Genomic DNA, 19,959 nt, shown 5'->3' with positions numbered 1-19,959 from the left:
CTCGTCCGGCCGCGTGCATTACAGACGTCACCAAGCGAGACCGACAAATCGCGAGGAGGACACGGGGTCTGTGTACATATGGGTCAGGTCCCGCCCGGTGACGTCCAAGCCCATTCTCACTGTGTACCTCAACCGGCCGCCGTTCCTCGATCATCAGATCCAACAGTCACTGACGGGCTTGAACTGGAGGCGTCGGGCTGCTGGGCTCTGCCTGGGTCGAGGCAGGCGGGACGATCAGGCTCTACCTCAGCCACTCCAGCACAGAACCTTGGGCTTCGCGATCATCCCGGAGCCGAGGCCCCCGCCGGAGGCGTAAAAGACCCCGGGCGATGTGATACAAAGCGGCAACGATTACGGCAGCGAAGACACCCACGACCAGCAGCGCGCCACCGAGCATGAACAACGAACGAAGCACTTCATAAACGAGCCAGAGGAAGATGCCTGCAAAGGACAAGACGGCTCCTAGCGCTTCAAGTGACCGGTCTCGCGAGCATAAGCCGGTTGCGCCTGAATGTGTACGTCTGGGCGGCGGGGCAACGGAGATCGCAAAGGCGTACCGGTTCCTGTGGGCCGTGCTCATGACCGCGACGGACGACCAGCTCATCCCGCGCAACCCGTGCCGCGTTCGCGGTGCCGACGAGGAGAAGTCGGAAGAGCGGCCGGTCCTCACCGTGGCCCAGGTCTTCCAGCTCGCCGACCTGGGGACCAGCACCGGAACCCGCCCTGACCTGGGCGCACGGTTCACCGTTGTCCACCGCCGTCCGGGCCCGTCCATCGCGATTGTCACCCAGATACTCGCCCAGTGCGGCCATGCCTGAAAGCAGCCGGACGATTAGATCCACTGCACGCGAACGATGTACACCTCGCGCTGGGGCTCCAATACGAGATAGGTCACCAGCCCACGCTCCCCAAACGGCATGACCCTCATATTGCCGTCGGGCTTGCTTGGCGACTGCGGTCCGCCGGCCCAGGGCTCAAGCTCGATCAGGTCCAGTACTCCGGCCAGATACCGCAAGGCATCGTCTGGCAGGGCCGCGATCTGTTCTTGGGCGACAGGATCGGGCTCGACAATCGAGTACACCTACCGCTCGACCCCGCGCTCCGCCAGCAGTTGGCGCCACGTCTTACCGCTCCTAGGAATCGGTTGGCCGGCGTCGGCCAATTCCTGGACGTGGGCAGCCCGCTCGTAGACGTCTCTGCGGCCCTGCGGATCTTTGACGGAGTCGCACGCGATCAGCCACCAGGTGTGGATGAACTCGCTCAACCGACCGAGGTCCAAACTGGCGCGAACCTCAGCCAGGACGACATCAAGACCTGCGTCGAACCCCTCTCGGTCCTGGGGCACGACCAACGCTCTACGGATGGCACGCAGATTCTTCTCAGGAAGAGGACCTTCGGGGGTGAACTCCTGCGGTTGCGCGCTCATGCCGTCAGTGTACGTACAGGCACTCGATGCGGCCCAGGCGAACACAGGACTTGAGGAAGTGATCGCACGTGGACCGACGTGCTACTCCAGGACGTGACTCCCCGCCTACTAGGGCGGCACGAGCGCCCCACCGCCTGACGAAGATCGAGATGAAGACCAGTGTCGTAGGGGCTGTGTCAGCACCCCATGTCCGAGCGCAGGATCTCTTCATGCCGCTCGGCAAGGTCCGGCTCCGCCTCGAACGACGCAAAGAAGGGGAGGTGACGCTCCGCCGGGGCGGACTCGGTCAGCCGCTCTCGAACCAGCTCCGTAGCGGACGGCAGCTGATTCATCCGGTGCTGCACTTCCTCGCGGATGACACTCACGCTCCCAGTCTGTTCTCACTAACGGACGCCGACCATGATTACGGTGTCGAGAGGAAGCCGTGGCCGCGAGATCAGACGGGTCAGAACCCAAAGCCAATGGCACGTTGATGGCACGAAGCCCCGTGGCGTGATCGCTACGGGACTTGTTTTTGCAGGTGGGCGGTACTGGGTTCGAACCAGCGACCCCTCGCTTGTAAGTCAACCCAGGAAGGGAGGCCACGCTGACCGAGCACATCGACAAGCTCGCCGCGGCCGGCGACACCGCTTCCGCAGCGACGATCGCCCAGGCCGTCGTGGCGGTGCTGGCCCCTCACCTGACGGTCGAGCAGACGGTGCTGGTGCCGGCCCTCGCAGCACTCCCCGGCGCCGACCTGCCCGCCCGCGTCGCCCACCTCTAGATCCTGCTCAGCAGCGGCCTGCTCGAGCATCCGGCGGTCATCGACGTACGCGAGATCCCGCATGGCCAGCGGCACCCGCGCATCTTCGCCCGCTACGCCCACCTCGCGCCCGGCGAGGCCTTCATCCTGGTTAACAACCACGACCCCAAGCCGCTGCGCGGGAGTTCGAAGCCACCCACCCCGACGCCTTCACCTGGGACTAGATCGAATCCGGCCCGGAGCACTGGCAGGTGCGCATCGGACGGACGGTGAGCGATGTCTGACACGCGCATGGCCTCCCGCACGGACCCGCAGGCCTCGCGAGCGGGCGGCGGCATCCTCGGTACGCCGGGCGCCGGGCGCGGTCACGGACCGGCCGCGCCCTTCCCGCCGGATGTCGTCATGGTCCTCACTCGGAAGAGTCCGCCTGGTCACCCGCAGGGGAGGCGCTGACATCGTCCAGGCGGTAGGTCTCGAACGCCCTGCCCGGCACCGAGTCGTCCATCTCACCACGGGCGACCAGCTGCTCGAGCACTCGCAGCACGATCGATGGCGCGTCGACCTTGAAGTGCCTGCGCAGCGCCCCGCGGGTGTCGGACCGACCGAACCCGTCGGTGCCGAGCGAGGACCAGGTGCCGCGTACGAACGGCGCGATCTGATCGGGAACGGCCCGCATCCAGTCCGACACGGCCACCACCGGGCCCGGCTCCTCGATCAGGGCAGCAGTGACGTACGGAACCCGTCGCGACTGATCGGGGTGCATGAGGTTCCACTCGTCCGCGGCAAGGGCGTCGCGGCGCAGCTCGGTCCACGACGTCACCGACCACACGTCGGCGTACACGTCCCAGTCACGCCGCAGGATGTGTTGTGCCTCCATAGCCCACTGCACGGCGATGCCGGAGGCGAGGATCTGCGCCCTCGGCCCATCGCCCTGACCGCCGCCGGCGTAGCGGTACATTCCGGCGAGGATGCCCTCGACGTCGACGTCGTCTGGTTCCGCGGGCTGCACGATCGGCTCGTTGTAGACGGTGAGGTAGTAGAAGACGTTGGGATCCTCCCCATCGCGAGGCTCGCCGTACATTCGCCGCAGCCCGTCACGCACGATGTGCCCGAGCTCGAACGCGTAGGCGGCGTCATAGGCGACGCACGCCGGGTTGGTCGACGCGAGCAGCAGCGAGTGGCCGTCCTCGTGCTGCAGACCCTCACCGTTGAGGGTCGTGCGTCCGGCGGTGGCGCCGAGCAGGAATCCGCGGGTCATCTGGTCTGCGGCCGCCCACAGCCCGTCCCCGGTGCGCTGGAACCCGAACATCGAATAGAAGATGTAGACCGGGATCATTGGTTCGCCGTGCGTGGCGTACGAGGTTCCGGCCGCCGTCCACGACGCCGCCGCCCCGGCCTCGGTGATGCCCTCGTGCAGCAGGACGCCCTTGGTGTCCTCCCGGTAGCTCAGCATGAGCTCCCGATCCACCGACAGATAATTCTGCCCGTGCGGGGAGTAGATCTTTCGGGAGGGGAACAGCGAGTCCAGCCCGAAGGTCCGGGCCTCGTCCGGGATGATCGGCACGAACCGGTGGCCCATCTCCTCGTCCTTCATCAGGTCCTTGAGCAACCGGACGAACGCCATCGTCGTGGCGACCTGCTGCCGGCCTGATCCGCGTCGGGCGACCGCGTACGCCGCGTCGCCGGGCAGGACCAGCGGCTTGCTGTTCACCGTACGGTCGGGCAGGTACCCGCCCAGGGCGCGGCGCCGTTCGTGTAGGTATTCCAGTTCCTCCGAGCCCTCCCGTGGCCGGTGGTAGGGCGGCAGCTTCGCATCGAGGGCGGAGTCGGGGATGTCGAGGTAGAGCCGGTCGCGGAAGCCCTTGAGGTCCTCCAGGGTGAGTTTCTTCATCTGGTGGGTGGAGTTGCGGCTCTCGAAGTGCGAGCCGAGCGTCCAGCCCTTGATGGTCTTGGCCAGGATCACCGTCGGCTGGCCGGTGTGCTCGACGGCCGCGTGGTAGGCGGCGTAGAGCTTGCGGTAGTCGTGCCCGCCGCGCTTGAGGCCCCAGATCTCCTCGTCGGACAGGCTCTCGACCATCGCACGGGTGCGGGGATCACGGCCGAAGAAGTGCTCGCGCACGAATGCCCCGGACTCGGCCTTGTAGGTCTGGTAGTCCCCGTCCGGTGTGGTGTTCATCAGGTTCACCAGGGCGCCCTCGTCGTCGGCCGCGAGCAACGGGTCCCATTCCCGGCCCCAGATGACCTTGATGACGTTCCAGCCCGCACCGCGGAAGAACGCCTCCAGCTCCTGGATGATCTTCCCGTTGCCGCGGACGGGGCCGTCGAGGCGCTGCAGGTTGCAATTGACGACGAAGGTCAGGTTGTCCAGCTCCTCCCTGGCCGCCACGCCGATCGCGCCGAGGGATTCCGGCTCGTCCATCTCGCCGTCACCGAGGAAGGCCCATATGCGCTGACGGCTGGTGTCGGAGATCCCGCGCGCATGCAGGTAGCGGTTGAACCGGGCCTGGTAGATCGCGTTGAGCGGGCCGAGCCCCATCGAGACCGTCGGGAACTCCCAGAAGTCCGGCATGAGCCGCGGATGGGGGTAGGACGGCAGGCCGCCGCCGCGCCCGCGGCGGGAGAGCTCCTGGCGAAACCCATCAAGCTGGGCCTCGGACAACCGGCCTTCGAGGAACGCCCGCGCGTATATACCGGGAGAGGCGTGGCCCTGGAAGTAGATCTGGTCACCTCCGCCCTCGGCGCCATGACCGCGGAAGAAGTGGTTGAACCCGATTTCGTACAGCGACGCCGAGGATGCGTACGTGGAGATGTGCCCGCCGACCTCGACGCCGGGACGCTGTGCCCGGTGGACCATGATCGCGGCGTTCCAGCGGTTGTAGGCCCGAATCCGCCGTTCGACGCGCTCATCGCCGGGGAACTCCGGTTCGGACTCCGGTGGGATCGTATTGATGTAGTCGGTGCTGCTCAGGCTCGGCACGCCCACATGCCGCTCGCGCGCTCGTTCCAGCACCCTGAGCATCAGATAACGCGCCCGGTTCCGCCCGGCGTTGTCCACCACCCCGTCCAGGGACTCGCACCACTCCTGGGTCTCCGAGGGGTCCGGATCGGGAAGCTGGCTGGGCAGCCCATCGCTTATCACGGGCGGGCGCTGCGGTCCTGAGGTCATGGCTTCTCCGTTTCCGCGGTGACGTGCTGATGGGCCGCAAGGAGTGTGGGGTGGTGAAGGTCGAAGGCGGGGCGTTCGGAGCGGATGCGCGGGATGGAGGTGAAGTTGTGTCTCGGAGGCGGGCAGGAGGTCGCCCATTCCAGCGAGTTTCCGTAGCCCCACGGATCATCCAGCCTCACCCGGGGTGCGACGCGTGCCGTACGCCAGATGTTGTAGAGGAACGGCAGCGTTGAGGCGCCGAGCAGGAACGCGCCCAGGCTGGACACCTGGTTGAGGGTCGTGAAGCCGTCGGCCGGGCTGTAGTCGGCGTAGCGGCGCGGGAAACCGCTCGCGCCGAGCCAATGCTGTACGAGGAAGGTGGTGTGGAAGCCGATGAACAGCATCCAGAAGTGGATCTTTCCCCAGGCTTCGTTGAGCATCTTGCCGGTCATCTTCGGCCACCAGAAGTAGAAACCGGCGAACATCGCGAAGACCACGGTGCCGAAGACGACGTAGTGGAAGTGGGCGACCACGAAGTAGGTGTCGGTGACGTGGAAGTCGAGCGGCGGCGAGGCGAGGATGACGCCGCTGAGCCCGCCGAACAGGAAGGTGACCAGGAAGCCGATCGAGAACAGCATCGGGGTTTCGAAGGTCAGATGCCCTCGCCACATCGTGCCGACCCAGTTGAAGAATTTCACCCCGGTGGGGATCGCGATGAGGAAGCTCATGAATGAGAAGAACGGCAGTAGTACTTGGCCTGTCCCGAACATGTGGTGTGCCCACACGGTCATCGACAGCCCGGCGATGGCGATGGTGGCCGCGACGAGGCCGAGGTAGCCGAAGATCGGTTTGCGGCTGAAGACCGGGATCACCTCGGTGATGATGCCGAAGAACGGCAAGGCGATGATGTAGACCTCCGGGTGCCCGAAGAACCAGAACAGGTGCTGCCACAGCATCGGCCCGCCGGTGGCCGGGTCGTAGATGTGGGTGCCGAGCTTGCGGTCGGCCTCCAACGCGAGCAGCGCGGCGGCCAGCACCGGGAAGGCGAGCAACACCAGGATCGATGTGAGCAGCACGTTCCAGGTGAACACCGGCATGCGGAACATGGTCATGCCGGGCGCGCGCATGCAGATGATCGTGGTGATGAAGTTGACGGCACCCAGGATCGTGCCGAGACCGGTAAGCACCAGCCCCATGATCCACAGGTCGCCGCCGACGCCCGGGGAGAAGGTCGCGGTGGACAGCGGTGTGTAGGCGAACCAACCGAAGGCCGCAGCGCCGCCCGGGGCGAGGAAGCCGCTGACGGCGATCAGGCCGCCGAACAGGAACAACCAGTAGCTGACCGCATTCAAGCGGGGAAAGGCCACGTCTGGGGCGCCCACCTGCAGCGGCATGACCACGTTGGTGAACCCGGCGAACAGCGGGGTGGCGAACAGCAACAGCATGATCGCGCCGTGCATGGTGAACAACTGGTTGTACTGCTCGCTGGAGACGAGCTGTAGCCCAGGCTCGGCCAGCTCGGCGCGGATCACGATCGCCAGGATCCCCGCGAAGAGGAAGAAGCCGAACGAGGTGATGAGGTACAAATAGCCGATCACCTTGTGGTCGGTCGATGAGAGCCAGGGCACCAGCAGGCGTCCCCTCGGCTCGCGAGATCGGGTACGGCTACGGGCAGACGGCGCGTTTTCGCTAACGGCCACATAGATCTCCCAGATCAGTCCTTATGGTCACTTTTCGGACCTGCGCCGAAACCGCCCCCGCCGGAACCCTCGCGGTCACACCCGCCCACCTGGCGGCGTTCTGGCCGGACGCCGCCTCCCCCGGTGCGATGCCTTGCGATGTGGGTGGACCGGTCACTCAGTAGCGGCGAATCACCTCCACCCGCCACCGGTCCGGCCCGTCTGGCAGGTAGGTGAAGCCGTAGTCGCCGTGCTCGGCTGCGGCCAGCCGCCGGCAGAGCAGGTCCGGGTCGCTGCTGGAGCGCAGTTCCACCTGTTCACCGCGGTCAAGCCGCCGCAGCCGATCTCCTACAGCGTCGATTACCCGGTCGTCGGGCAGCACATCCAGGTCGATCACCGGCCCTTCGGTGAGCGGATACCAGTGATGCGGGCGGGCGCCCAAAGCGGCGGTCGCCGCCGCCGGTTCGCCGAACCCGGCCAGAACCGTTTCCTCGGCGCTGAAGTGGCTTCTCAGCTGGGTGAGGAGATCGCAGGTGGTCGTGGCGATCTGAGCCGGCGAGCAGTGGGCTTCTCCGCTGGCCGCGCCCGCTATCACGTCGATGCAGGCCCGAAGTCGTACATGGTCGCGGGTCAGCCGTGACAGACCGGCCGCGGCGCCGCAGGAGGGAAACAGCAGCCATTCCTCGTCACTGACCTGCCGGAGCACCTCCGCACGCAGGTAGCCGGCCAGCGCTCGCAGTTCCCGATCGGGCCACCGATCCTGGCCTGCGACCTTCAGAAGCTCCTCGGACCGGTCGGTGACCTGCGTCAGCAGTTGCGCATGTTCCGCGGTCAGGGTGGACGGGGGATCGCCGAGCGCCGCCGCGGCGGCCTGCGATCGCCACTGTCCACTGCCCTGGTGCGCCATCATGACCTCTTTCCCTCTTTTGTCCTCGAGCCTTGTCCTTCAGCCCTGGTCGCGGCACACCCCTGTGTCCGAACAGCCGATCCGTTCTCCTACGAGTTCCGCCCTCCAACCGCGAATCGGGTCATCTCAGCGACCCTCCGGGACGGGTCTGCTGCCGGGGGCGGTGATGACGCACAGGTCGGGGCGGACGAAGGCGTGCAGATCCGGGGCGGGTGCGCCCGGATCGAGGCGGGCGAGCGCGGCGCGCAGCAGAGCGCGGTGCGCGCCGCACACCACCTCGGGGTGTGCCTGGGCGGTGGCGCGGAACGGGCAGGCGTGCAGCAGGATCCGCCCGTCGCCGGCCTGTTCTGGATCGAACCCCATCTCGGTGAACAACATCGTCAGCGCCGCCTGGGCGTCGGGGGCTCCAGCCGCGGACGGGAAGGAACGCAGTCGCTGCCGTGCCCACTCCGCGCCGACCTGTTCGGCGCGCTGGGCGCGTAGCGCGGGGGTGTCGGCGAGATGGGCGGCGAGCAGTTCGGCGAGTTCCTGGTAGGGACCGCTTTCCGGCTCGGCGGTCCACGACGCCGAGTAGACGGTGCGCGGACGGCCTCGTCCGCCGGTCCGCTCGCTGTGCTCGGTGACCAGCCCGACATCGATCAGCGCCGACAGGTGGAACCGTACCGTGGTCACGTGCAGGCCTACCTGCGCCGCCACCCGGTGGGCGTCCATCGGTTCCGCGCAGGCGCGTAGCCGATCGAGGATGGCGATCCGGCTGGGCACGGACAGCACTTCGTGGGCACGCGCCCGGGCCTGCCCGGTCATGTCGCCACCAGATAGCCGTCCACCGGGCCCTCCTGCAGGCACGGCACGGCGGTCACATGTGTCACCCAGACCCCTCTCCGATCTCATTTAGAGGATGCACATGCTTTTAATTGAGAGTCAAGACCGTTCCATGAAGGCGCCACCGTGGATGAGACGGGTTGGGTGGCCAGTGATGACCTGTTCACCGCGATCTGCGTGAGGCGGCGTCAGCGGGAGGCGCCGGCAAGCAGGGACACGGAGGCCGCCGATCGTGCCATCGACCGCCGGCGGGGCGAGCGCCGCAGTGCACGCCTGGTGCGGCATCGTCTACGTCGCCTTCGTCGTCGACGTCTATTCCCGGGCGATCGTCGGCTGGTCGGCTGCGATGTCCAAGCGGGCCACGCTGGTGCTGGATGCCCTGGACATGGCCATGTGGCGGCGTGACCGCACCGGACGCCCCGCCGGCCCCGGCCTCATCCATCACTCCGATGCCGGCAGTCAATACACCTGTTTCCGCTTCACGACCCATCTGATGACCGCCGGTATCGACGCCTCGATCGGCACGGTCGGGGATGCACTCGACAACGCGCTGATGGAATCGCAGATCGGCCTGTACAAGACCGGACTGATCAGACCCCGCGGGCCGTGGCGCAGCCTGGCCGAGGTGGAACTGGCCACCGCCGAATGGGTCGAGTGGTTCAACACCACCCGCCTGCACTCCTCCATCGGCAACATCCCGCCGGACGAGTACGAAGCTCTCTACTACGCTCAACACCGCCCCAGCGAACCCGCTGGAATCAACCCCTGAGGTCTCCACCGAAGCCGGGGCGGTTCATCCCAACTCCGCCGCTGTAACGAGGCTCGCCGCCGGCTCCAATTCCCCGGGCGCTGGTGTAAATCCCCTGAATGCGTGGAGACGGTCCTGCGCCACAACAGCCTTCAGCCGGCGTGCCGAGGAGATCTTCGAGGAGAACACCGACTGCTGGCCAACCGCTCGCTTCTTGGAGGACGTCGAGGACCTGGACGGCTCGACCCTCCGCCGGCTCGGCCAGAGCGCCTGACACACGACGCCGAAGGTGCACCTCTACTTCGATGCTGCTGGCACGCTCCCGCCACGCCTTTGTCCGTTTCGACACCCCACCACCGTCAACGGGACATGCAGCTGATGCCGCGTACCCGACCGGATGCCGGCTGGCACGGCAATGGTCGGACCTCACCAGCGATCAGATCGAACCCTCGTCGATCAGGGGGGCACGACGCACGGGCGGAGGACCATGAGCGAGTCCTCCAAGGACGCCACCACAGCGAAGGGGAACCGGTCGAGTTCAAGACAGAGTGCGACGTCATCGGGATGGGCTCCTTGGCGTACGCCTTGTGTCAACTCGGCGGCGGCGCGTGACTCGCCGGCGCGGCGAAGGAACTCAGCTGCATCCGCCCCAGCCCCGGTGGCTCTCTTGGCGATGTATTGAGCGCAGGCCAGATCTTCGTCGGCCCGCCCTTCGTCGCCGGTGACCACGAACGTGACACTGCCACACTCGCGTATCTGCAAGAGCCGAGCCGTTGCCTCCGCCACCACGAAGCTGGCGCACAACACCAGCGACGCCTCCTTGACCGCAAGGGCACCGACCGTCCCTGCCGAGGTCTTCTGCACAACGGTCCGCCCGCCAAGGTCAACAGACTGCAGCAGCCCCGGCGAGTTGACGGCGTCGAACCCCACCGACGGCGGACCGTCTTTGAGCGCCACCCAATCCGCATGGCGAGCCTTGAGCGCCAGGGCTTCGTCCAGCGACTCAGCAAGAACGATCTTTTCCGCTCCTTGGGCGAAGACCCAAGGAGCCACTGTGAAGGCACGCATGACGTCGACTACGACCGCTGCGGACGGAGCTTCGACCAGCTCAGCGATGCCGAGGAAGCGAACATCCATCCGGTCACGATCGCACATCCTGGCCGGAAACACTCCAGACAGTGACACGCATTACCTTGCCGGCGGTCTCGGCACGCGACACCTCCCGCTACCTGCGTCGCGAAAGAGGCGAGTGGTCACTGAACAAGATCGATTGCGTTCGCTAATGGCACGAGCCCCGTTTTCCCTGATGGGAGACGGGACTCTTTTCGCTGGTGGGCGGTACTGGGTTCGAACCAGTGACCCCTCGCTTGTAAGGCGAGTGCTCTACCGCTGAGCTAACCGCCCGGACCGGACTACACCTTACGACACCGACCCGCCTCTCAGCACATCGAGCGACCAGTCGGCGCCCGCGTCGTGCTCGCCCGCCGCCTGCCAGCCGAGGAGCGCCGCGCCGAGCATGCCCGCCAGGGGGCCCAGGGCGGCCGGGCGCAGGGGCGGGGGCTCCTGGAAGGCCAGACGGCCGGCCAGCCGCTCCCGCAGCGGCTCGAACAGGGCCGGACCGGCCTCCGCCAGGCCGCCGCCGATCACGATGAGGGCCGGGTCGAGCACGAGCACGTACGACGCGAGGGCGATGGCCAGGGCCTCGATCGCCTCACCGAACACCTCGGCCGCCACGGGGTCTCCCGTGGACGCGAGCTCGACGACCTCCTTCGCCGTCGCCGCACGGCCGGAGCGGGCCGTGAAACGGCGGGCCACGGCCGAGGCGGAGGCGTAGGTCTCCAGGCAGCCGATCTGCCCGCAGGCGCACTTCTCCCCCGCCGGCCAGACGGACGCGTGCCCGATCTCGCCGCCCCAGCCGTGCGCACCGCCGTACGGCTCGCCGCGGAGCACCACCGCGCCCGCGATGCCGGTGCCGATGGGCAGGAAGAGGAAGTCGGCGACGTCGCGACCCGCGCCGAAGACGCTCTCGGCCAGGCCGCCCGTCCGGACGTCGTGGCCGAGCCGCGTGGGGACGCCGGGAGGCGTGAACGCCTCGGCGGGCACGTCGCGCCAGCCGATGTTGGCGGAGTAGACGGCGGTGGACGCGGTGACGATGCCCGGCACGGCCAGGCCCACCCCGGCGGGCTCGGTGCCGTACCGGGAGCGGCCGAGGCCGGCGATCTCGCCGACGTAGGCGCGCACGGCCTCCACCACCGCGTCCGGACCGTTCTCGCGCCCTGTGGGACGCCCGGTGAGGACGGTGACCTCGCCGCCGCGGGTGACGAGGCCGCCCTTCATGGAGGTGCCCCCCACGTCCAGAGCGACGACGTACGTCACGATCGGCCCAGCACCCTGTCGAGGGCCGCCTCCACCTCCGCGGCGAGGCCGGGCATGCGGGCCGGACCCGGCGGGCCGGCCGTGACGAGCGGCTCACCGTCGCGGGCGAGCCGCACCTCCCCGCAGGAACGGCACTCGATCTCCCCCAGGCGGCAGATCAGCGCGATCGAGCCGCACGAGGCGCACGTGTCGAGATCGAGGTCGTGCACACGCTGGCAGTCCGGGCAGACGAGGACCTGCGCCTCGTGGCGCACCGCGCGCTTCCAGAGGCTGGCGCCGCGGACGGGGTCGGTCTGCCGGGCCCCGCACCTGTAGCAGGGCATCGTGGCCTCCAATGGGGCGAGTCGGAGTCGGAGTCGAATATGTCAGTGCCCGGGGGCGGGCAATGAAACGATCAGATTTCCGCGAGCGCCTTGCGGTACTCGTCGAGATCGCGCGCGGAACCGATCGGGTTGACGACCTTCCAGCGGACGACGCCTTCGCCGTCGATGATGAACGTGCCCCGGAGCGCGAGTCCCCGGTCCTCGTCGAGGACACCGTACGCCCGGGCGACCTCACCGTGCGGCCAGAAATCCGACAACAGGGGAAACGAGAAGCCCTCCTGGTCGGCCCAGGCACGCTGACTGAACATCGAGTCGACCGACACCGCCAGCAACTGGACGTGCGGAGGCAGGGAGCCGGCCAGCTCGTCGCGGATCGCCGCGAGCTCACCGTGGCAGACGGGGCTGAAGGACAGGGGATAGAAGACGAGCATGACCGTCCTGCCCCGCAGGCCGGAAAGACGCACGGGAACGCCGTGCTGGTCCTTGAGCGCGAACTCCGGAGCCCGCTGCCCGACCTCTATCGCCATGAGCAGTCCCTCCCAGGTGTCCGCTCATCATCCTGCCGTACGGCATCCCCGGGCCGTACGGCAGGGCAATACTCAGCGGCGGGCCTTCGGGGCGACGAGCCTCGTGCCCGACCAGTCCCTGGCGGCGCTCACGCTGCTCGTCTGCGACAGACCTGCGGTCGCCGCGTCCTCACCGATGTCGCTGGGCTCCACGTGGCCGTCGCGCCCCGCCTTGGGGGTCAGCAGCCAGATCTGGCCTCCGTCGGCGAGTGCGGTCATCGCATCGCTCAGGGCGTCGAAGAGGTCGCCGTCGCCGTCACGCCACCAGAGCAGCACCACGTCGACGACGTCGTCGTAGTCCTCGTCCACCAGCTCGTTGCCGGTCAGCTCCTCGATGGACTGGCGCAACGCCTCGTCGCAGTCCTCGTCCCAGCCGACCTCCTGCACCACCTGACCGGCTTTGAGGCCGAGTCGTTCGGCCAGGCCGCGCTCGTCCTGCGCCTGACCCGCGGTCGCGCTCACGTTCATCCCTCCTGCTTGGGGTGACCCCGCCCATTTCTGCGGTTGTCCTGGCTCGTTGAGAGCCATGCTTCGGCACAGTCCACACGCTGCGACCCGTAGTCGTCAACGGTCGCCACGGTGGGTGACCCGCACCGTTATCTCTTAATCGGTCAAAAACGACAAACGTACACGCCTGTCGGGGTTGTCGACGTTGAGGTCGATCAGGGCGACCGACTGCCAGGTCCCCAGAGCCAGCCTGCCCCCGAGGACGGGAACGGTGGCGTACGGCGGAATGAAGGCGGGCATGACATGCGACCTCCCGTGCCCACGGGAGCCGTGCGCATGCCGCCACCGGTCGTCCGCCGGCAGCAGGTCGCCCAGAGCGGCGAGCAGGTCCTCGTCGCTGCCGGAGCCGAGCTCCAGCAGTGCCACTCCCGCCGTCGCGTGCGGGACGAAGACGTGCAACAGCCCGTCTCCCCCGCACTCGCGCGCGAAATCGGCGCACTCCTTCGTCATGTCGTGCACGCGTTCCCGCGCGCCGGTCCGTACCTCGATCACCGTCGATTTCACATCCGCGATATTACGATTCGCGCTGAGCTGGGAGGACGACGGCGTCCGGACCGGGGAAGACGAGCGCCTCGTGCCCGTCCTCGTACTTCACCAGGAACGGCGGGCCGCCCTCTGGGCCGCGGACCTCGACGATGACACCGTGCTTCTCGTGGTCGCCCACGACCGCGCCGTGCACCACCAGCCGGTCCCCTACCGTTGCGTGCATCTCGATCCCCCTCTCTCCAGAGCCTGGTACGGCTATCGCCATCTGGAAAGAGGAGAAACCCTCCTCTCCACAGAGGGAGGGACAACCCATACCAAAACGTTACGCGGCCGCGAAGCCCCGCGACAGGGGGCCGTGTCCGGCGCGCACGCGGGCCCCGCAAGCCCGCCGGAGACGGGAGACGCGCGAGGCGGATGGTTGCGGAGACGTCGGCGGGGGGCTGTTCGGCGGGCACCTCCCCCGGCGTCGCGGCGGATCCGCCACGCCTGCCGGGTAGGCCGGGACGAGACCGGGTAGAGAGGCTCCGACCAGGCACGACGTGGCGCCGATGGCCGTTGGGGTGCCCCCGGCGGCGAGCGGGAATGGATGGTGAGTAAAAATCGTCCTACCATCGGTGGTCTAGGCCAAGACCACCCCGCAGCCAGCGCGGACGGTCCGGTTACCGGGGAGTAGAGATGCGCTTTCCGGTATGACGAGACAGGATGGAAGACGACCGCAACGCCGCGATCAAGCGCTGACCGCATCGCAGCAGGCAACACAGACGTAACAGATCCGACGAGACAAAGTCCATCTCGGAAGGCGAGACCCAGTGGCTTCCGGACGCCAGCGTTTTTCGATCATCAGTGACGGCCTACCCAGCCAGTTGCCTGATGTCGATCCGAGCGAGACCAACGAATGGCTCGAATCGCTCGACAACGTCATCAAGACCGAGGGCCGCACCCGGGCCCGCTACCTGATGCTCCGGCTGCTTGAGCGCGCCCGCGAACACCAGGTCGGCGTGCCCGGCCTGCGGAGCACGGACTACATCAACACCATCCCCCCGGAGCGCGAACCCTGGTTCCCCGGGGACGAGTACGTCGAGCGCCGCATCCGGGCCTACATCCGCTGGAACGCGGCGGTGATGGTGACCCGTGCGAACGCGCGGACCAACGTCGGCGGCCACATCGCCACCTACGCGTCCGCCGCCTCGCTGTACGAGGTCGGCTTCAATCACTTCTTCCGTGGCAAGGACCACGGCGAGTCGGGCGACCAGATCTTCATCCAGGGCCACGCGGCGCCGGGCATCTACGCCCGGTCTTTCCTGGAGGGCCGCCTGAGCACGGCCCAGCTGGACGCGTTCCGCCAGGAGCTGTCCCACGGGATCAAGGGCCTGCCGTCCTACCCCCACCCCCGGCTCATGCCGGACTTCTGGGAGTTCCCGACGGTGTCGATGGGCCTCGGCCCGATCGGCGCGATCTACCAGGCCCGGTTCAACCGCTATCTGCTGAGCCGCAAGATCAAGGACACCAGCCGCAGCCACGTCTGGTGCTTCCTCGGCGACGGCGAGATGGACGAGCCCGAGTCGCTCGGCGCGATCGGCGTGGCCGCCCGTGAGGAGCTCGACAACCTCACCTTCGTCATCAACTGCAACCTGCAGCGGCTCGACGGCCCGGTACGCGGCAACGGCAAGATCATCCAGGAGCTGGAGTCGTACTTCCGCGGCGCCGGCTGGAACGTCATCAAGGTCGTCTGGGGCCGTGACTGGGACCCGCTGCTGGCGGCCGACGTCGACGGCGTGCTGGTCAACCAGATGAACACCACGCCCGACGGGCAGTTCCAGACCTACTCGGTCGAGTCGGGCGCCTACATCCGGGAGAACTTCTTCGGCGGCGACCCGCGCCTGCGCAAGATGGTCGAGCACATGACCGACGACGACATCCGCAAGCTGTCGCGCGGCGGCCATGACTACCGCAAGGTGTACGCCGCGTTCAAGGCGGCCCGCGAGCACGTCGGCCAGCCGACCGTCATCCTGGCCCAGACGATCAAGGGCTGGACGCTCGGCAAGGACTTCGAGGCGCGCAACGCCACGCACCAGATGAAGAAGATGAGCAAGGCCGAGCTCAAGGAGTTCCGCGACCGGCTCTACCTGCCCATCCCGGACAAGGACCTCGAGGCCGACCTCCCGCCCTACTTCCACCCGGGCGAGGACAACGACGAGATCGCCTACATGAAGGAGCGCCGGGCGGCGCTCGGCGGTTACCTGCCCAAGCGGGTGGTACGCGCCAAGCCGCTCAAGCTTCCCGGCGACCCCGTCTACTCCGGCCTGCGCAAGGGGTCGGGCAAGCAGAACGTCGCCACGACCATGGCGTTCGTCCGCCTGCTCAAGGACCTCATGCGCGACAAGGAGATCGGCGCGAGGTTCGTGCCGATCATCCCGGACGAGGCCCGCACGTTCGGTGTGGACGCGATGTTCCCGACCGCCAAGATCTACTCGCCCCACGGGCAGACGTACGAGGCGGTCGACCGCGAGCTGCTGCTGTCGTACAAGGAGTCGACCGAGGGTCAGATCCTGCACGAGGGCATCAGCGAGGCCGGCTCGATGGGCTCGGTCCTCGCGACGGGCACGTCGTACGCCACGCACGGCGAGCACATGATCCCGGTCTACATCTTCTACTCGATGTTCGGGTTCCAGCGGACCGCCGACCAGATGTGGCAGCTGGGCGACCAGATGGGCCGCGGCTTCCTGCTCGGCGCCACCGCCGGCCGCACCACGCTGAACGGCGAGGGCCTGCAGCACGAGGACGGCCACACCCCGCTGATCGCCTCGACCAACCCCGCCGCCGTGGCGTACGACCCGGCGTGGGCGTTCGAGATCGCGCACATCGTCAAGGACGGCCTGCGGAGGATGTACGGGGAGCACCCCGAAGACATCTTCTACTACCTGACCGTCTACAACGAGCCCTATCCGCAGCCGGCCGAGCCGGAGAACGTGGACGTCGAGGGCATCCTCAAGGGCCTCTACCTCTACGCCCCTGCGACGGGCGACGGGCCGAAGGCGAACATCCTGGTGTCCGGCGTCGCCGGCCCGTGGGCGCTGGAGGCGCAGCGGATGCTGGCGGAGGACTGGGGGGTGTCGGCCTCGGTCTGGTCGGCCACCTCCTGGAGCGAGCTGCGCAGGGACGCCCTCGCCGTCGAGGAGCACAACCTGCTCAACCCCGACGCCGAGCAGCACGTGCCGTATGTGACCGGCAAGCTGTCGGGCGTGCCGGGGCCGTTCGTGGGCGTCAGCGACTACATGCGCGCCGTCCCGGACCAGATCGCCCAGTGGGTGCCGGGTGACTGGTCCTCGCTCGGCACCGACGGCTTCGGCCTGTCGGACACGCGTTCGGCGCTGCGCCGCCACTTCCACGTGGACGCGGCCTCGATCACGCTGGCGGTGCTGACCCAGCTCGTACGGCGCGGCGAGGTCAAGGCCGAGGTGCTGCAGGAGGCCGTCGCCCGCTACCACCTCAAGAACGGGGTGACCGAGGTGTCGGCCCAGCAGACCCCGGAGACCAACGACACCCAGTCGATGGGCGTCTGACCCGCGGATCCGTCCGGCGGCCCCCGCTCCGGCGGGGGCCGCCGTCGTTCCGGCGGAGGCCATGCCGCTCGCTTCCGCCGTCGTTCCGGCGGAGGCCATGCCGCTCGCTTCCGCCGTCGTTCCGGCGGAGGTCATGTCCGCTCGCTTCCGCCGTCGTTCCGGCGGAAGCCATACCCGCTCGCTTCCGGCGGCGGGTCCCGCGAGCGGCCTGGACGGCGGCCCGGCCGGGCAGGAAGCGGCTCGAACGGCGGCCTTGCAGTGCGGTACCGGCCGGTCCCAAGCCACCTCCAAGCAAGAAACAAGACCGTTCCATCACGCTTGCTGCCGTGGATGGAAATCTCAGGAAATACTTCGGCAGACTGACCGGGGGGATGGCCGCGATCGCGGCTCTCGCCCTGCTCGTCACGGCCGCTCCCGCTTCGGCGGACCCCGGGGACGAGATCCCCGTCGGCACCCGGCTGGCCGCTCGCACCCACCCGGCCGTGCAGCTCACCAGCATCACCTACTCCGGCGAGGTCGTCGTCCCGAGCAGCCAGGCCAAGGAGGCCGCGTGGGACCAGCTGACCAACGAGGCCACGCAGGCCGTGCTCGCCGGCAAGATCCCCTCCGACGAGCGGAGCATCGCCAAGTTCCTCTTCCAGCGCGTGGCGTCCGACGTCGACCGGTACCTCCAGCCCGTCGGTCCGGAGCGCACGGTCAAGGCCCAGGTCGGCGGCATGTGCACGGGCTGGTGGGTCACCCCCGACGGCTACATGGTCACCGGCGCGCACTGCGTGCAGATGAGCGACCAGGAGCTGTCGCAGACCTTCGCGCAGCAGGCGCTGGAGAAGTTCAACAAGCAGGACGCGAAGGACATGATCAACGCCCTGCGGAACTTCGAGGCCGACAAGGAGATGATCGAGCTCGTCCAGCAGATCTACGTCACCTTCAACAGCACCCACCTGGAGATCCGCGGCCTGCAGAAGAGCCTGTCGGTCCTGCAGAGCCTGCCCGGCGGCGGTGTCGACAAGACGGCCAAGGAGGTCCCGGCCGAGCTGGTGTCGGTCGGTGAGAGCTACCCGGGCAAGGACTTCGCCCTGCTCAAGGTGAACGGCCAGCAGAACCTGCCGACCGTGCCGCTCGGCGAGGACGCCGACGTGCAGACCGGCGACACGCTCTACATCAGCGGCTTCCCCGGCCTGGTGACCAACACCCCCTGGTTCAGCGTCGAGTCCAAGCTCGACCCCGCGCTCACGGAGGGGCCGTACAACGCCAAGCGCAGCACACAGGAAGGCGTGCCGTACATCCAGACGCAGGCGCCCTCCTACCACGGCAACTCCGGCGGTCCCGTCTTCAGCCGGGCGGGCAAGGTCGTCGGCATGCTCATCGCCGGCACCGTGAGCGAGAACGGCGAGGCGTCGGAGAACGAGAGCTTCGTGCTCCCGGTCTCGATCATCAAGGAGAAGCTCAACGAGAAGAACGTCAAGTCCTCCGCGTCGCTGACGACGACCAAGTACAACGAGGCGCTCGACGACTTCTTCCAGCGGCACTACAAGGACGCGCTGCCGAAGTTCCGCGAGGTCCAGGCGCTGTTCCCGAGTCACCCGTACGTCGCGAAGTACATCACCGACTCCCAGCAGGCGATCTCCTCCGGCAAGGACGAGACCCCGCAGCCGATGTGGGTGTGGATCGCCGTCGGCGCCGGTGCGCTGATCCTGGTCGGCGGCGGCCTCCTGCTGCTGATCCTGATGCGCAGGCGCAAGAAGGACTCCGCCTCCCCGGGGCAGTCGCCCTCGCCCGCGTACGGCGGCCCCTATCCCGGGCCGAACTCCGGCGGCGGCTACCCGGTGCAGGTCGGCGGCGGCTACGACCGGCAGCCGGTGAACGGCCAGGTGCTGCCCCAGGGCTGGCAGCCGCAGAGCCTGCCGCCGGCCGGCGGGCCGGCGCGGACGGCCGGAGGCTACGAGGCGCCGCGCCCCGGCGGCTACGACCGGCGCCCGGACGGCCACGACCGGCAGCGCCCGGGGGCGGACTACGACCCGCAGCGGCCCGACGGCGCGACGCAGTACGTGCGTCCCGCGCCCTACGGTCAGCAGCGGCCGCACGCCATGCCGGGCCAGGCCCCGGCCGACGCCGGCGCGCCGGACGTCGCCGACCTGGAGCGGGAGATCGCCGAACTGCGCCGTCAGCTGCAGCACCGTCCGCCGGAGGCGTGACGACCGCGCGGGAGGGTGACACGCTCGCCCTCCCGCCCATCCCCCTCGTACGAATCCCCACGTGGAATCCCCACGCGAAAAACACGGGCCGGGCGCACCTGATGGTGCGCCCGGCCCTTATGTCGTGTCCCTTGGATCTGTGGCCCCCGCGCTCGCCACGGCGAGATCCTCGGGCAGTGCCCCGCCTCACGGGAGCTGGGGAGAGTGGTCAGCTCTCGGAGGAGAAGGCGGCGTCGAAGGCGGCGGCGGGTGGGGTGATGGCGTTGAGGGAGCGGATGTAGGCGAGGGATTCGGGTGCGCCGTGCAGCCGGTCCATGCCCGCGTCCTCCCACTCGATGGAGATGGGGCCGTCGTAGCCGATGTGGTTGAGTGCGCGGAAGCACTCCTCCCAGGGGACGTCGCCCCGGCCGGTGGACACGAAGTCCCAGCCGCGGCGGGGGTCGGCCCAGGCGAGGTGGGAGGCCAGGCGGCCGC

21 protein-coding genes and 1 tRNA gene are annotated in these 19,959 nt (G+C 68.2%); 5 read left to right on the top strand and 17 right to left on the bottom strand.

Annotated features, from left to right (window positions below; all coding sequences use genetic code 11):
- Nucleotides 1–578: 578 nt before the first annotated feature.
- On the top strand, nt 579–818 hold the full coding sequence (locus HHX41_RS39100; RefSeq protein WP_182909963.1) for a hypothetical protein: 240 nt from the start codon (nt 579–581) through the stop codon (nt 816–818).
- 14 nt (nt 819–832) lie between these two features.
- Here the strand turns inward: HHX41_RS39100 and HHX41_RS39095 are convergent, their stop codons facing one another.
- From HHX41_RS39095 to HHX41_RS41530, 4 genes are all read right to left on the bottom strand, one after another.
- The gene (locus HHX41_RS39095; protein WP_169979892.1) at nt 833–1,081 is read right to left on the bottom strand and encodes a hypothetical protein; all 249 of its coding nucleotides are present in this window, start codon (nt 1,079–1,081) and stop codon (nt 833–835) included.
- Nucleotides 1,082–1,426 (bottom strand): DUF6247 family protein, encoded by a 345-nt coding sequence (locus HHX41_RS39090; RefSeq protein WP_169979890.1) that lies wholly within the window; start codon nt 1,424–1,426, stop codon nt 1,082–1,084.
- A gap of 176 nt (nt 1,427–1,602) precedes the next feature.
- Complete coding sequence (locus tag HHX41_RS39085; protein ID WP_182909962.1) at nt 1,603–1,791, bottom strand: hypothetical protein; 189 nt, start codon at nt 1,789–1,791, stop codon at nt 1,603–1,605.
- Between the two features lie 134 nt (nt 1,792–1,925).
- Nucleotides 1,926–2,330 (bottom strand): hypothetical protein, encoded by a 405-nt coding sequence (locus HHX41_RS41530; protein ID WP_259401672.1) that lies wholly within the window; start codon nt 2,328–2,330, stop codon nt 1,926–1,928.
- On the opposite strand from HHX41_RS41530, the gene HHX41_RS42560 reads away from it, so the two are divergent.
- The gene (locus HHX41_RS42560; RefSeq protein WP_396795916.1) at nt 2,229–2,441 is read left to right on the top strand and encodes a DUF2249 domain-containing protein; all 213 of its coding nucleotides are present in this window, start codon (nt 2,229–2,231) and stop codon (nt 2,439–2,441) included. The two genes, HHX41_RS41530 and HHX41_RS42560, sit on opposite strands and share 102 nt — an antisense overlap.
- Before the next feature lie 136 nt (nt 2,442–2,577).
- Here HHX41_RS42560 and aceE (HHX41_RS39075) read toward each other — a convergent pair whose 3' ends face one another.
- From aceE (HHX41_RS39075) to HHX41_RS39060, 4 genes are all read right to left on the bottom strand, one after another.
- On the bottom strand, nt 2,578–5,334 hold the full coding sequence (gene aceE / locus HHX41_RS39075) for a pyruvate dehydrogenase (acetyl-transferring), homodimeric type (protein ID WP_182909961.1): 2,757 nt from the start codon (nt 5,332–5,334) through the stop codon (nt 2,578–2,580).
- A complete protein-coding gene (ctaD, locus tag HHX41_RS39070; RefSeq protein ID WP_396795914.1) occupies nt 5,331–6,944 on the bottom strand; it encodes a cytochrome c oxidase subunit I in 1,614 nt (537 codons plus the stop codon). The genes aceE (HHX41_RS39075) and ctaD overlap by 4 nt, the downstream gene beginning before the upstream one ends.
- 226 nt (nt 6,945–7,170) lie before the next feature.
- Nucleotides 7,171–7,902: a hemerythrin domain-containing protein gene (locus tag HHX41_RS39065; RefSeq protein ID WP_182909959.1), complete on the bottom strand. Its 732-nt coding sequence runs from the start codon at nt 7,900–7,902 to the stop codon at nt 7,171–7,173.
- A 123-nt stretch (nt 7,903–8,025) separates the two neighbouring features.
- Nucleotides 8,026–8,703 carry a metalloregulator ArsR/SmtB family transcription factor gene (locus HHX41_RS39060; RefSeq protein ID WP_182909958.1) on the bottom strand — a complete coding sequence of 226 codons (678 nt, stop codon included), beginning with the start codon at nt 8,701–8,703 and terminating at the stop codon, nt 8,026–8,028.
- A 250-nt stretch (nt 8,704–8,953) separates the two neighbouring features.
- Here HHX41_RS39060 and HHX41_RS39055 point away from each other — a divergent pair, with 250 nt between their 5' ends.
- On the top strand, nt 8,954–9,490 hold the full coding sequence (locus tag HHX41_RS39055) for an integrase core domain-containing protein (RefSeq protein WP_182909957.1): 537 nt from the start codon (nt 8,954–8,956) through the stop codon (nt 9,488–9,490).
- A 435-nt stretch (nt 9,491–9,925) separates the two neighbouring features.
- On the opposite strand, the gene HHX41_RS39050 is transcribed toward HHX41_RS39055, so the two are convergent.
- The 8 genes from HHX41_RS39050 to HHX41_RS39015 form a co-directional block, all read right to left on the bottom strand.
- Nucleotides 9,926–10,606 carry a 2-phosphosulfolactate phosphatase gene (locus HHX41_RS39050; protein WP_182909956.1) on the bottom strand — a complete coding sequence of 227 codons (681 nt, stop codon included), beginning with the start codon at nt 10,604–10,606 and terminating at the stop codon, nt 9,926–9,928.
- Between the two features lie 192 nt (nt 10,607–10,798).
- Nucleotides 10,799–10,873 (bottom strand) — tRNA-Val (locus tag HHX41_RS39045).
- A 15-nt stretch (nt 10,874–10,888) separates the two neighbouring features.
- Nucleotides 10,889–11,845, bottom strand: a complete 957-nt coding sequence (locus HHX41_RS39040) for an ROK family protein (protein WP_182909955.1) — start codon at nt 11,843–11,845, stop codon at nt 10,889–10,891.
- Nucleotides 11,842–12,168: a hypothetical protein gene (locus HHX41_RS39035; RefSeq protein WP_182909954.1), complete on the bottom strand. Its 327-nt coding sequence runs from the start codon at nt 12,166–12,168 to the stop codon at nt 11,842–11,844. The genes HHX41_RS39040 and HHX41_RS39035 overlap by 4 nt, the downstream gene beginning before the upstream one ends.
- A gap of 71 nt (nt 12,169–12,239) precedes the next feature.
- Entirely contained in the window at nt 12,240–12,695 is a 456-nt protein-coding gene (locus HHX41_RS39030; protein WP_182909953.1) for a peroxiredoxin, read from the bottom strand.
- 72 nt (nt 12,696–12,767) lie between these two features.
- The gene (locus HHX41_RS39025) at nt 12,768–13,196 is read right to left on the bottom strand and encodes a DUF3052 domain-containing protein (protein WP_084370137.1); all 429 of its coding nucleotides are present in this window, start codon (nt 13,194–13,196) and stop codon (nt 12,768–12,770) included.
- 141 nt (nt 13,197–13,337) lie between these two features.
- Entirely contained in the window at nt 13,338–13,691 is a 354-nt protein-coding gene (locus tag HHX41_RS39020) for a YjbQ family protein (protein WP_211591650.1), read from the bottom strand.
- A 64-nt stretch (nt 13,692–13,755) separates the two neighbouring features.
- The gene (locus HHX41_RS39015; RefSeq protein ID WP_030505662.1) at nt 13,756–13,950 is read right to left on the bottom strand and encodes a DUF1918 domain-containing protein; all 195 of its coding nucleotides are present in this window, start codon (nt 13,948–13,950) and stop codon (nt 13,756–13,758) included.
- A 586-nt stretch (nt 13,951–14,536) separates the two neighbouring features.
- On the opposite strand from HHX41_RS39015, the gene aceE (HHX41_RS39010) reads away from it, so the two are divergent.
- Nucleotides 14,537–17,290 carry a pyruvate dehydrogenase (acetyl-transferring), homodimeric type gene (aceE, locus tag HHX41_RS39010; RefSeq protein ID WP_182909952.1) on the top strand — a complete coding sequence of 918 codons (2,754 nt, stop codon included), beginning with the start codon at nt 14,537–14,539 and terminating at the stop codon, nt 17,288–17,290.
- A 326-nt stretch (nt 17,291–17,616) separates the two neighbouring features.
- On the top strand, nt 17,617–19,485 hold the full coding sequence (locus tag HHX41_RS39005; RefSeq protein WP_310742378.1) for a trypsin-like peptidase domain-containing protein: 1,869 nt from the start codon (nt 17,617–17,619) through the stop codon (nt 19,483–19,485).
- 208 nt (nt 19,486–19,693) lie between these two features.
- On the opposite strand, the gene HHX41_RS39000 is transcribed toward HHX41_RS39005, so the two are convergent.
- A partial coding sequence (locus tag HHX41_RS39000; protein ID WP_220504839.1) for a sugar phosphate isomerase/epimerase occupies nt 19,694–19,959 on the bottom strand: 266 nt, incomplete at its 5' end.

Source organism: Microbispora sp. H13382 (assembly GCF_014161445.1).
Classification (GTDB): Bacteria; Actinomycetota; Actinomycetes; order Streptosporangiales; family Streptosporangiaceae; genus Microbispora.
This window is presented reverse-complemented; position numbering and strand designations above follow the sequence as displayed.